The 12349-nt window shown below is 63.8% G+C and carries 12 protein-coding genes; 4 read left to right on the top strand and 8 right to left on the bottom strand.

Annotation, left to right across the window (positions count from 1 at the left end):
• Nucleotides 1-26: 26 nt before the first annotated feature.
• Nucleotides 27-494, bottom strand: coding sequence for a GNAT family N-acetyltransferase (locus BM045_RS08495; RefSeq protein WP_092182183.1), 468 nt, complete (start codon nt 492-494; stop codon nt 27-29).
• A gap of 3 nt (nt 495-497) precedes the next feature.
• Nucleotides 498-857: an ArsR/SmtB family transcription factor gene (locus BM045_RS08490; RefSeq protein ID WP_092182181.1), complete on the bottom strand. Its 360-nt coding sequence runs from the start codon at nt 855-857 to the stop codon at nt 498-500.
• A gap of 113 nt (nt 858-970) precedes the next feature.
• Between BM045_RS08490 and BM045_RS08485 the strand changes: the two genes are divergently transcribed.
• Entirely contained in the window at nt 971-2155 is a 1185-nt protein-coding gene (locus tag BM045_RS08485) for an MFS transporter (RefSeq protein WP_092182179.1), read from the top strand.
• On the opposite strand, the gene BM045_RS08480 is transcribed toward BM045_RS08485, so the two are convergent.
• Nucleotides 2152-3684, bottom strand: a complete 1533-nt coding sequence (locus tag BM045_RS08480) for a hypothetical protein (protein WP_092182177.1) — start codon at nt 3682-3684, stop codon at nt 2152-2154. The two genes, BM045_RS08485 and BM045_RS08480, sit on opposite strands and share 4 nt — an antisense overlap.
• Entirely contained in the window at nt 3681-4424 is a 744-nt protein-coding gene (locus BM045_RS08475; RefSeq protein WP_092182175.1) for an ABC transporter ATP-binding protein, read from the bottom strand. Before BM045_RS08475 ends, BM045_RS08480 begins: the two co-directional genes overlap by 4 nt.
• 250 nt (nt 4425-4674) lie before the next feature.
• Between BM045_RS08475 and BM045_RS08470 the strand changes: the two genes are divergently transcribed.
• Nucleotides 4675-5901, top strand: a complete 1227-nt coding sequence (locus BM045_RS08470; protein WP_092182172.1) for an MFS transporter — start codon at nt 4675-4677, stop codon at nt 5899-5901.
• Nucleotides 5902-5958: 57 nt separating this feature from the next.
• Here BM045_RS08470 and BM045_RS08465 read toward each other — a convergent pair whose 3' ends face one another.
• The gene (locus BM045_RS08465; protein ID WP_092182169.1) at nt 5959-6399 is read right to left on the bottom strand and encodes an organic hydroperoxide resistance protein; all 441 of its coding nucleotides are present in this window, start codon (nt 6397-6399) and stop codon (nt 5959-5961) included.
• 119 nt (nt 6400-6518) lie between these two features.
• On the opposite strand from BM045_RS08465, the gene BM045_RS08460 reads away from it, so the two are divergent.
• Nucleotides 6519-6962 (top strand): MarR family winged helix-turn-helix transcriptional regulator, encoded by a 444-nt coding sequence (locus BM045_RS08460; protein ID WP_092182166.1) that lies wholly within the window; start codon nt 6519-6521, stop codon nt 6960-6962.
• Between the two features lie 3 nt (nt 6963-6965).
• Here the strand turns inward: BM045_RS08460 and BM045_RS08455 are convergent, their stop codons facing one another.
• Together BM045_RS08455 and BM045_RS08450 are read right to left on the bottom strand one after the other, a co-directional pair.
• On the bottom strand, nt 6966-7682 hold the full coding sequence (locus BM045_RS08455; RefSeq protein WP_170848441.1) for a ribonuclease T2 family protein: 717 nt from the start codon (nt 7680-7682) through the stop codon (nt 6966-6968).
• Nucleotides 7683-7732: 50 nt separating this feature from the next.
• Nucleotides 7733-9709, bottom strand: a complete 1977-nt coding sequence (locus tag BM045_RS08450) for a bifunctional 2',3'-cyclic-nucleotide 2'-phosphodiesterase/3'-nucleotidase (protein ID WP_092182161.1) — start codon at nt 9707-9709, stop codon at nt 7733-7735.
• Between the two features lie 345 nt (nt 9710-10054).
• Between BM045_RS08450 and BM045_RS08445 the strand changes: the two genes are divergently transcribed.
• Entirely contained in the window at nt 10055-10990 is a 936-nt protein-coding gene (locus tag BM045_RS08445) for a KPN_02809 family neutral zinc metallopeptidase (RefSeq protein ID WP_092182158.1), read from the top strand.
• 101 nt (nt 10991-11091) lie between these two features.
• Here the strand turns inward: BM045_RS08445 and carA are convergent, their stop codons facing one another.
• Nucleotides 11092-12297 (bottom strand): glutamine-hydrolyzing carbamoyl-phosphate synthase small subunit, encoded by a 1206-nt coding sequence (gene carA / locus BM045_RS08440; protein WP_092182155.1) that lies wholly within the window; start codon nt 12295-12297, stop codon nt 11092-11094.
• Between the last annotated feature and the right edge of the window lie 52 nt (nt 12298-12349).

Below are 12349 nucleotides of genomic sequence, written 5' to 3'. Positions count from 1 at the left end.
CGGGGCGAGAAGATGCCTTCAGTCTATCACAGCTTGAGCTTGAAGCCTTCGTGGCTCTGCTGGAAGCCGAGTTTGACATAGAAGCGGTGGGCGTCGAGGCGGACTTTGTTGGAGGTCAGCTGAACGAGGCCGCAGCCGGCTTCGCGGCAGCGTTCCACGGCCCATTTGACCATGTCGGTGCCCAGCCCCGAACCGCGCTGGTCGGCGCGGATGTGGACGTTTTCCAGGAGGCCGCGTTTCATGCCGAAATTGGGCATTCCGGGCAGGAAGCTCAGCTGTAGCGTGCCGACGACTTCGCCATGGCGCTCGGCGACGATCAGGCGGTGGTTGGGGTCCGCAGCAATTTCGTCGAAGGCGGCGCGATAGCGCGGATCATCCAGCGTGGCCGGATCGAGCGGCGGCGTTTCCTTGCCGCGGGCGTCGCCGGCGTGGCTGAGCTGCAGCATGGTGGGAATGTCAGCGGGCGTGGCGTCGCGATAGGTCAGCTGGGTCATGCTTTAGGCGGTCTCTTCATGCAGCTGGCGCAATGTGGCTTCGACCTGAGGCAGTTCGACCGCCGTGGCGATGACGGTATCGAGAAAGCCGGGGAAGCGGCGGTCGAGGTCTTCGCGGCGCAGGGTGACGCGGCGCTTGGTGCCTTCGGGGCGCACCTTGACCACGCCGGCCTCGCGCAGCTTGGCGACGTGATAGGTCAGGTTGGTCTTGGAGGTCAGGCCGCAAAACTGCCCGCAGACCAGGCCTTCCAGCGGATCGGTACGCGCCAGGCAGCCGATGATGGCGAGGCGCGTGTCGTCGCCGAGTGCGGCGAGCACATTGGGCAGGGTGATCTGGTCGGTGTCGGGATGCGGTAGGGTCATGGCTGCTATCTAGCGGTTTTCGCGGCTTAGTTCAATAAGTGTTGGACAAGGTGGTTGACTTGCCAGTGTGTCGGGTTCAATTGTCCAATGAATTTTGAACAAGGACTATTTTCATGGATATCCGTCTCCTCTGGCTGGCGGTTGGGACTTTCGCCATCGGCGTCGAGAGCTTTGCCATTTCGAGCCTGCTACCGCAGATCGCCGAGTCGACCGGGGTATCGCTGACCCAGGCCGGCTATCTGGTGCTGGCCTTTGCTTTGGCCAATGCCTTTGGCTCGCCGGTGCTGGCGGCGCTGACCGGAACCGCCGATCGCCGGCGCACGCTGACCACTGCCGCGCTGGTGTTTTCGGCCGGTGCGATCTGGGCCGGCTTTTCGCAGGGCTATGCCGACCTGATGGCGGCGCGTATTTTGATGGCCTTTGCGGCGGGGCTCTATACGGCCACGGCACAGGCGACGGGCGTGGCGATTTCGTCGGTGGATCATCGGGCGCGGGCGATTTCGGTGATCGTCGGCGGCACCACGATGGCGGTGGCCTTTGGCGCGCCGCTCGGTGCGCTGGTGGCAGGTCTGGTCAGCTGGCGCGGTAGCTATTTCATGGTGGCCGGCTTTGGCGTGGTTGCGGCGCTGTCGATCTGGCTGCTGCTGCCATCGGGCCTGCGTGGGGCGCCATTGACCCTGCGGCAGCGTATTGGGGCTGTGGCTTTGCCGGGCGTGCCCGGTGCGCTGCTGACCACTTTGTTCAACTTGGCTGGGGCCTTCACGGTCATCATCTATCTCGCTGTGATCACGACGCAGTCGATCGGGCTGGCGCGCGAGCTGGTACCGGCCGTGCTGCTGGCCTTTGGTATCGGCGCGGCGTTTGGCAATGCGGTGGGCGGGCAGTTGGCCGACCGGATCGGGGCGCGGCCTACGGTGATCGGCGCGGCGGTGCTGAATGGCGTGATGCTGCTGGCGATTTCGCTGGCGGCGCATCTGCCAACGGCAGCAGTGATCCCGGTGTTCTTCCTAATCGTCATTATCTGGGGCGGCACCAGCTGGGCCTTTCCGCCAGCGCAGTCGAGCTATCTGCTCAGCCTGTCGCCGAGCAATGCGCCGCTGGTGCTGTCGCTCAATGCTTCGGCGTTGTATCTGGGCATTGCCAGCGGGTCGCTGATCGGTGGTCTAGTGCTGCAATATGGTACGCCGAGCGATCTCGGCTGGGTCGGGGCAGTGTTTCCGGCGCTGTCGCTGCTGGGTATTGCCGTCTCGGCGCTGCTGAAGCGCACGCCGCAGGATAGCCTGGCTCGCATGGGCTAGCTGCGGCGCGGGCTGAGCAGTTTGGCGAGGCCCAGGACGACAAGTGCGACGATGGCCGGCGCGATGGCCAGTCGAGAGCCGCCGGCCAGCAGGGCGCCCATGCCGGCCCACATGATCGAGGCGAAAGCCTCGCTCAATGTGGCGGCGCGGGAGGCGGTCTGGCGGCGGCGGAACATCGAGCGCTTGCCGATGACGCGGAACCACAGCTGGATGGCGGTGGCCGAGCCGGCCGAGAGCAGGACGCCGAATGCGGTGATCAGCGCCATCTGCGGGGATGACAGGGCCATAAGCAGGAGCAGCGGTGCCATCACCAATGCGATGACGGTGAGCACCGCCTCGATCTTGGCAATGAGTACGGTGCGCGGCGAGACCGGGCCGGTGACCACCAGGTCATGCGCATCCTCGCCTGAGATGGCCAGCCAGGCGAGACCGCCTGCCAGTTGCCCGGCCGCCATGATCAGCACTGGCACGACCACCACGAAGGCGCCGGCGTCATGGCCGAAATTGAGCCAGAGCAACAGGGCGGGCGGCAGCAGGTAGAGGATCTGCATCAGCGTTTGCGATAGCAGCCAAGGATCGCGCTGCAGCAGGCGCCATTCCTTGAGACGCAGGGCGTGGCGTTGCGAGACGAGATGGAAGTCCCGAGTGGCAGGGCGGCGCTGGCTGCGAATGTGGGTAAGGCCGGCAGCCGATGTGGCGTGCTGGCCATAGCTCGGGGCGGCAAGCAAGATGGTCAGGACGAGGGCGGCAAAGCCGATGCCCAACATGATTAGCAATGCCGGGATGTCGCCCATGGCGGCCTTGGCGGGGAGCCAGAAAGTGCTGTCGATCGCCGGCGCTGCATCGATCAGGGCCTGTGACTGGAACAGGGCAAAGCGCGACATGTCGCCGTAATAGAGGATGGCGGCGGCCTGGATGCCGATGACGAAGCCGGCGCCGACCACGGCGGCAACGATCTGGGCGATCAGGCGGGTTTGCTTGGGGCCGACGGTGCGGAACAGGGCCAGGGTGATCAGCACGGAAATGGCGGTGGATATGGCGCCCATGGCGATCACCACGCAATAGGCATAGAGCCAGCGTGGGCCATCGATCAGCGCCAGCATGTTGATCAAAGGGCCGGCGAGGAGCGAGGGCAGCAGCATGGAGGTGAGGGCCACGGCGCCGGTGCGGACGGCGAAGAGGCGCCGCGAGGAGGCGGGGGAGGAGAGCACCAGATCGAGGTCGGAGCGGCCGTAATAGACGCGGGTCACGGCTTCGAGCGCCTGCGACAGCATGATGGTCCAGAACAGGATGCCGGTGCCGGTCAGCATGACCAGCGTGGCTTCATTGTCGGCCACGCCATTGGCCGCCCAGCGGCTGACCAAGCCATAGGCCATCAGGTGCAACAGGACGGTCACCACGGCGAGGAAGACGACGATGCCCACGCTGCGCGAGCGGCGGCCACCGGTCATCATGGCGACCCAGTCGCGCCAGCCGAGCTTCAGCTCATGCCTGGCGAACCAGCCGATCGAGGCGGGGGCGGCGCTCATGCGGCCTCGCTGTCCTGCGCCACGAGATCGAGGAAAATGTCCTCGAGGCTGGATTCGCGGCCGATGCGGGTGCGTAGTTCGGCCAAGGTGCCCTCGGCGATCAGCTTGCCCTGGGTGATGACGCCGATGCGCTCGGCCATGCGTTCGGCGACTTCGAGGATGTGGGTGGTCATGATGACGGTGACGCCATCGCGCACCTTGCCGAGCAGCACGTCCTTGACGGTGCGAGCCGAGCCGGCATCGAGGCCGGTCAGCGGCTCGTCGAGGATGATGAGTTTGGGATCATGCACCAGGGCGCCGGCCAAAGCGACTTTTTGCAGCATGCCTTTGGAGAAGCCGCCGCAGAGCTGGTTGGCATGCGGGCTGAGGCCGAGCCAGTCGATCAGCTCATTAGCATGAGCCTGGGCGCGTTTCGGCTCGACCTGCCAGAGACCGGCGACGAATTCGAGATATTCCAAAGGGGTCAGCCGGTCATAGACCATGGGCTCGTCGGAGACCCAGGCGACCATGCGCTTGGCGGCGATGGGATCGCGCCGCGCGTCCACGCCGAAGATGGAAATATCGCCGGCATCGGGCTGCAAGAGGCCGGCCACCATGCGCAGGATGGTGGTCTTGCCAGCGCCATTGGGGCCGAGCAAAGCGTAGAATTCACCGGCGCGGATGGTGAGGTCGAGGTCCTGCACCACCGGGCGGTCGAAGCTCTTGGTGAGATGCGAGACGGCGAGGGCAGGGACGGTCATGACGTCGCTCCGGCGGAATTCGGCTGGGCGAGACTAGGCCGGCAGCCTTTCCCGCGGGTGAATCGAAAGCGTTAAGATTTTGATCAGGCTCACTTTTGCGCAGGGCGGCCGTGCAGAATGGGCAATTGCCCGAACGGGGACTGACATTTTAGGTTGAGCGGCCCAGACTCCTCCCGAGTGGGGTATCCCACATTGCCATCCGCTGACCGGCCCCTGCGGCCGGCGGCCGGATTCGTGCCCGGAGCCGACCATGACCACCCCATCCCCCGTTTCCGGCCTCGGCGACAGCAAGACCAAGCTGGCCATTCTGGCCATGGCCATCGGCTCCTTTGGCATCGGCACCGGCGAATTCGCCATCATGGGCCTGCTGCGCAACCTGGCCGGCGATCTGCAGATTTCCATTCAGGACGCCGGGCATGTCATCAGCGCCTATGCGCTGGGCGTGGTGGTCGGCGCGCCGCTGTTCGCGATCCTGTTTGCCCGCACGCCGCGCAAGCCGCTAATGATCTGGCTGATGGGCCTCTTCGTGATCGGCAATATCGGTAGCGCGCTGGCGCCGGATTATTGGTCCCTGCTCGGCCTGCGCTTCCTGTCCGGTCTGCCACATGGCGCTTATTTCGGCATTGCGGCACTGGTGGCCGCCTCGATGGTCGACACTGGCTATCGCGCCCGTGCCGTGGGCCGCGTTATGCTGGGCCTGACCATTGCAACGCTGATCGGCATGCCGCTGGCAACCTGGCTGGGCCAATATATGGGCTGGCGCCCGACCTTTGCCGGCGTTGGTGTAGTCGGCGCTTTGGCCGTGCTGATGATTTTCCGTTTTGTGCCGGACCTGAAGCTGGCCGAGGGTGCGAGCCCGCTGACCGAACTCAGCGCCCTGCGTCGCCCGCAGGTGTGGCTGACGTTGGGCATTTGCGCGGTGGGCTGCGGAGGGATGTTCTCGGTGTTCACCTATGTCGATCCGCTACTGATCGATGTGGCGCATATTCCGCAGGTCTGGGTGCCGCTGGTGCTGGCGCTGTTCGGCGTTGGTATGACCCTGGGCAATATTTTGGGGGCAGCGATGGCCGACAAGGCGCTGATGCCGACCATTGGCGGCATGCTGGCGTTCAATGTCATCAGTCTTGCCGTCATTCCCTGGACGGCGCAGCTCTGGCTCACCGCTGCGCTGAGCGTGTTTCTGGTCGGGTTCACCGTGGCGATCGGCACGGCCTTGCAGACGCGGCTGATGGATGTGGCAGCCGACGGCCAGACGCTGGCGGCAACGCTGATGCATGCGGCTTTCAACACGGCCAATGCGCTGGGTGCGCTGCTGGGCGGCATGGCGATTGGCGCGGGCTGGGGGCCGGCATCCACAGGACCCGTCGGCGCGGTGCTAGCGCTGGGCGGACTGGTGCTGTTCGTGATTTCGGCGCTGCTCGACAAGCGTCAGAGCCGTTGGCAGCCGCTGGACGTCGTGCCACAACCGGCTGAATAGATACAAAATGGGCGGGTACCGAGGTGCCCGCCCTCTTTGCTTGTAACGACCCAAGTCTCAGGCGACGGAAAGCTTCACGTCGACATTGCCGCGGGTGGCGTTGGAATAGGGGCAGACTTCGTGGGCTTTGTGCACCAGGGCTTCGGCGTCTTCCTTGGAGAAGCCGGGCAGGGTGACCTTCAGTTCGACAGCGATATTGAAGCCCTTGGCGCCTTCGTTGGCGTTTTCACCGAAGGACACCGAAGCGTCGATAGTGGTTTCGTCCGGCACCTTGATCTTTTCGCCGCGGGCGACGGCCTTGATGGCGCCGAGGAAGCACGCCGAATAGCCGGCAGCAAACAGCTGCTCAGGATTGGTGCCCGGGCCGTCATTGCCGCCCATGGCAGCAGGCGTGTCGAGGGTGACCGACAGGCGGCCGTCATCGGTCGCGCTGGTGCCGGTGCGGCCACCGGTGGTGTGGGCGTGGGCAGTGTAAACGGCTGACTTGATGGAAGACATTGGAAGCTCCTTGGTCGGGGTTGAGGTGATCTGATGTGATGATTGATAGCGCGCAATTTGATTGTGTGCAATCGAATAATTCTATGTTATCGTGATCTGGTTCTGACGAGGATGGCCCAATGGCAAAATCCGCCGATCCGCTGCAGCTCGATTCCATGCTGTGCTTCGCCGTCTATGCGGCGGGCCATGCCTTCACGCGTTTCTACAAGCCGCGACTGGACGCGCTGGGCCTGACCTATCCGCAATATCTGGCCTTCCTCGTGCTCTGGGAGCAGGATGGTCTGACGGTAAAGGCGCTGGGGGACAAATTGTTCCTCGATTCCGGCACCATCACGCCGCTGATCAAGCGACTGGAGGCTCGCGCATTGGTGCGACGCCAGCGTGACACCGAGGACGAGCGGCTGGTGCGCGTCTTCCTGACGGATACGGGAAGAGCCTTGCGCGAAGAGGCGCTGGCGATTCCGCTCGAGGTTGGCAAGGCGCTAGGGGGTAGGCCGGAAGATGGCGCGCGCCTCCGTGAGGCGCTGCATCTGTTGCGGGAAAGGCTGGATGCGGCGGAGTAGGGGCTACTGCAATCCCACTGTATCCACGACGCCACCATCACACCCGCCATCGGTCGGTCGGGCTGCAAGGATGAGGTTGTCAAAACTGTCCGGACCTTCCGGACGCCCCGTCAGGCCAATGGTCAGCTCATCGATCAGCCGGCGATTGCCATCATTGACGCAGGAGAGCCGCACGCGGTCGCCGGCGCCGGGGCCGAATGAGCGGTCGAACGCCTCGCGGACCTGGCGCTGGGTCAGACGTTTGCCGATGGAATTGGCGAACAAGGTGCCGACGGCGCTTTCGTTGACGGCATCGAGCAGGTCGAGCGAGTCGCCGAAGTAGGCTTCGGCATCGCCGTCATAGCAAGTGCCATGGGTGATCCATTCGTGGCGGTCGAGCCCGGATTGGGTGCCGGGCATCATCACCAGCAGTTCGTCGCGCAAGGCGCCGGAAATATCGGGTTCGGGCAGCAGGTCCCAGTCGCCGGCCTCGTCGAGCGCCACCGTCTCGGCATCCACGCCGCAATAGTCGCGCGAGCGCGGCTGTGGCCAGAGGCCATGTAGCGAGAAATTGCCGGCGTCGAAGCGGTCGGGCGTCTGCGAGGTGCATTCGGAGCGGTCGGGTCGCGTTTCGCAGAAGGCCGGCTGCCAGCTGATGGCCAGTACATATTGCGTGCGCTGCTGAGCGAAGGCTGGCGTGGCGAGCAGGGCCAGCAGTGCGGCGGTGGCAGCGAGACGCATGAGATCCCCCGGAGATGAACGGGGCGGCCCGTTGGAGCCGCCCCGCAAACTCATAGCGTGATGCGATAGACGCCGAAACCGTCTGCATTGGTCTCGCCGGTCGCCTCGATCTTGATGGCCGAGACTTCGTCGACGAAGTCGGCCGCCTTTGGGCCGGTGGTGAACAGCACCGTGGTGCCGTCGATCGGGGCCAGCGACCAGTTGCCATCGGCGGATGGGCTGATCGTGCCATTCTCGACGATGAAGCGGACGATGATGTCGCGGTTGGTATCGGGACCCTTGAAGATGATCTTGTCGGCCCCGATGCCTGGGAAGGTGCCGCCGCCGCCGGCGCGGTAGTTGTTGGTGGCCACAACGAATTCCTGCGCCGGATCGATCGGCTTGCCGTCATACATCAGTTCGACGATGCGATTGGCGTCGGGATTGGTCTCTTCCTTGCCGTCCGAAGAATATTTCGACGGCTGGGTGAGATCGATCTTGTAGGTCACCCCGTCGATCACGTCGTAATTATAGGACGGGAAATCCGGGTTGATCAGTTCGGCATCCGTGGCGCCAGCCTCGACCTGGTTGAAGATGCCGGCCGAGCGTTCCAGCCAGTTCTTCACATCGGCGCCGGTGATTTTCACCGCCTGGATGGTGTTGGGATAGAGGTAGAGGTCAGCCACGTTCTTGATGGCGACCGGACCGACGGGCACGTCGGTGTAATAGTCCGGGCCGCCACGGCCGCCGGCCTTGAAGGGAGCTGCTGCCGACAGGATCGGCAGGGCTTCCCATTCGGTGCCCTTCATCATCTGCTCGATATACCAGGTCTGGGCCTGGCTCACGATCTGCACCGACGGATCATCGGCGACAAGGGCGAAGTAGGAATAGAGCGGCGCCGAGGTCTCGCCCACCGGACGGCGGATATAGTCGAGGGTTTCTTTGTGGTCTTCTTCAGCCGCAGCGGCGACCTCGGCTTCGTCCTCGACCAGGGCGTTCACCTTGCCATCGACGCGCTCGAAGATCGGGCGGGCTTCGGCGGTGTGGGAAACAACGACCCACTTGCCGTCGGCGTTCTGCTCCAGCAGCAGGTCGATCAGACCCATATGCGAGCCCCAGAAGCCGGCCATGACGGCAGGCTTGCCATTGAGCGTGCCGGCCTCGATATCGGCGCCTTCGACACCCTCGTAATCGGGGCCGGGGAAGACCAGATGCTGGTGTCCGGAGAGTACCACGTCGATCCCCTCGACGCCGGCCAGCTGCAACGCCATGTTTTCGCCGCCGGTCGGCTGGTCCACGGCAATGCCGGAATGGCAGAGCGCGACGATCAGGTCGGCGCCTTCTTCTTTCATCTTGGGCACATAGGCCTCAGCCGTCTCGACGATATCGCGCGTATTGACCTTGCCGGTCAGGTGCGTTGCGTCCCAGGTCATGATCTGGGGCGGAAGGAAGCCGATCATGCCGATCTTGATGGTCTTGGTTGCGCCGGAACCGTCGGTCAGCTGCTTTTCAACGATCAGATAGGGCTGGATATAGGTGGTGTCGCCCAGCACATCGGCGGCCAGTTCGCCCTTGACCAGATTGGCCGAAACGAAGGGGAAATCGGCGCCGGCCAGGGCCTTGTCGAGATAGTCGAGGCCATAGTTGAATTCGTGATTGCCGAGCGTCGCGGCCTCATAGCCCAGCGTGTTCATCGCGGCGATCACCGGGTGGACGTTGCCGTCGAGACCCTTTTCATAGGCGATATAGTCGCCCATCGGATTGCCCTGGATGATGTCGCCATTGTCGACCAGCATGGAATTGCCGGCTTCGGCGCGGATGGTTTCGATCAGCGAGGCGGTACGGGCCAGGCCCATGGTGTCATTGGGGGCATCGGCATAATAGTCGTAACCGAACACAGCCACGTGCAGGTCGGTGGTCTCTAGGATGCGCAGATGCGCCTGGTTGGCCTGTGCCATCGCGGCAAAGGGATGCATTGCGGCCATGGCTCCTACGCTCGCGGAACCCGCGAGGAATGTGCGTCGAGAAATCTTGGGCAGGAAATTCATCAGTCTCTCCCTGGATTGTTCATCGGCTAACGAAAGGCCGGGGGCGCCGCGCTCCCGGACACGGGCGATCAAAGCCCGCTGCGTCACGCTCCGCTGACCCGGAACGCGATGGTCTTGCCGCCCGCAGGTGACGCTGGGATGACGACGGCGTGATCAGGCTAGGGAAGTTTGACTAGATGGTCAAACTTCGAACCGGCGCGAAGCGCAAAAACGCGCCGGTGGCGCGCTTTTAGGTGAGAAGGCCATGAGGGCTGTGCCCGAATGGCAGGACGGTAATGCTCCGCCGGAACCGATTGCATCGGCATGGCTTATCGCTAGGCTGGGGACAATTCGGAGAATCCACTGATGAAATGGCGCGGCCGCGAGCAGAGCTCGAATATCGAAGATCGTCGGAGCCAGGGCGGTGGCGGATTGGGCGGCAGCCCGTTCGGTCGTGGTGGTGGCGGCGGTTTCCGCATTCCGACCGGCGGTGGTGGTGGTGGCTCGCGCGGCGGCATCGGCAGCATTATCGGTATCGTCGTGGTGCTGGGCATCATCTGGGCCGTCACCGGCACCAATCCCATCGATATCCTGACCAGCGGTACGGGCAGCAGCACGCAGACGGCCAATTCATCGAGCCAGGTGCCGACCAGCGGCGACCAGGAAGAGTTGCGCGATTTCGTTGGCGTGGTGGTCAAGGAAACCGAGGACCTGTGGACCGACGTGTTCCAGCAATCGGGCGGGCAGGACTATCCCGAACCGACCGTGGTGCTGTTTTCGGGCGGCGTCGATACTGCCTGCGGCGCGGCAGATTCCAGCACCGGGCCGTTTTATTGCCCGGGCGACGAGAAGGTCTATATCGACCTGAGCTTTTATGACCAGCTACGCGACCAGTTTGGCGCGCCGGGCGATTTCGCCCAGGCCTATGTGCTGGCGCATGAAGTGGGCCACCACATTCAGAACATTACCGGCGTCTTGCCCGAGTTCAACCAGCGTCGCCAGTCGATGAGCACGGAAGAGGCCAATGCCTATTCGGTGCGCGTCGAGTTGCAGGCTGATTGCTATGCGGGCGTGTGGGCCAATTATGCCGGCCAGGAAGACCTGCTCGACAATGGCGATATCGAGGAGGCGCTGAACGCCGCCGAGCAGATTGGCGACGATACGCTGCAGGAGCGCATGCAGGGCTTTGCCGTGCCGAAGACCTTCAATCATGGCACTTCGGCGCAGCGCAAGACCTGGTTCGAGCGTGGCTATACGTCCGGCGATCCGGGTGAATGCGATACGTTCAGCGGCAATATTTAAGGCCTAAGGCCCCGCGGCATTGGCAGTGAAAAAAGGCCCGGAGCGATCCGGGCCTTTTCGTATTCCAGATGCGGGACTTATCCCCGCTGGCCGAACAGCGTTTATGCTGCAGGCGCTGCATGCTCGGGACGTTCTTCCATGCCCTTCTGCTTGCGGACATGGTTGAGAAAGCGGGTGAACAGATAATGGCTGTCGCGCGGGCCGGGGCTGGCTTCAGGGTGGTACTGAACCGAAAAGATCGGCTTGCCATCGACGGAGAGACCGGCGTTGGACTGGTCGAACAGCGAGATATGGGTCTCGGTGACGCCGGCGGGGAGGCTCGCCTTATCGACTGCAAAGCCGTGGTTCATCGAAGTGATTTCCACCTTGCCGGTGGTCAGGTCCTTGACCGGATGGTTGGCGCCGTGGTGGCCCTGATGCATCTTGGAGGTCGTCGCACCGAGCGACAGGCCCAGCAGCTGGTGGCCGAGGCAGATGCCGAACAGCGGCTTGCCGGTTTCCATCAGCTTCTGGATGGTCGGTACGGCATATTTGCCGGTCGCGGCCGGATCGCCGGGGCCGTTAGACAGGAAGACGCCATCGGGATTGTGCGACAGCACTTCCTCGGCGGTCGCGGTTGCCGGGACGACTGTGACGCGGGCGCCCTGGTCGGACAGGCAGCGCAGGATATTGCGCTTGGCGCCATAGTCGATGGCAACAATGTGGAAATCGGGCTTGTAGACCGTTGCATAGCCCTTGTCCCAGGCCCAGCCGGTCTGGTCCCAGTGATAGGTCTGGGCGGTGGTGACTTCCTTGGCGAGGTCGAGACCCTCAAGGCCTGGGAAGGCATTGAGCTCGGCCTTGATGGAGGCGTCGTCGAACTGGCCGGTCGGCTCATGGGCGACCACGCCATTGGGCATGCCGTTTTCGCGGATCAGCGCGGTCAGGGCGCGCGTGTCCACGCCGGTGATGCCGACAATGTTGCGCTTCTTGAGCCAGGCATCGAGCTTTTCAGCGGCGCGATAATTGGACGGGTTGGTAATGTCGGCCTTGAGCACGACACCGCGGACGCCGGACAAGGCGGCCATGTTGACCGTCTCGATATCCTCGTCATTGGTGCCGACATTGCCGATATGGGGGAAGGTGAAGGTGACGATCTGCCCGGCATAGGACGGATCGGTGAGCACCTCCTGGTAGCCGGTCATCGCCGTGTTGAAGCACACTTCGCCGGCCGCATGGCCGATGGCGCCGATGCCGCGGCCTTCCAGGCGCGTACCGTCTGCAAGGATCAGAAGGGCGGTCGCGGGGGATTGCTGCCAGCCGGTCACGGTGGGCCTCCAAGGTTCGGGTTATGTCGGTTGAGGGCTTCTCATAGAAGGC

Source organism: Devosia sp. YR412, from assembly GCF_900110945.1.
GTDB lineage: Bacteria > Pseudomonadota > Alphaproteobacteria > Rhizobiales > Devosiaceae > Devosia.
Note: the sequence above shows the minus strand (reverse complement) of the source record. Positions and strands in the feature narration are given on the sequence as shown.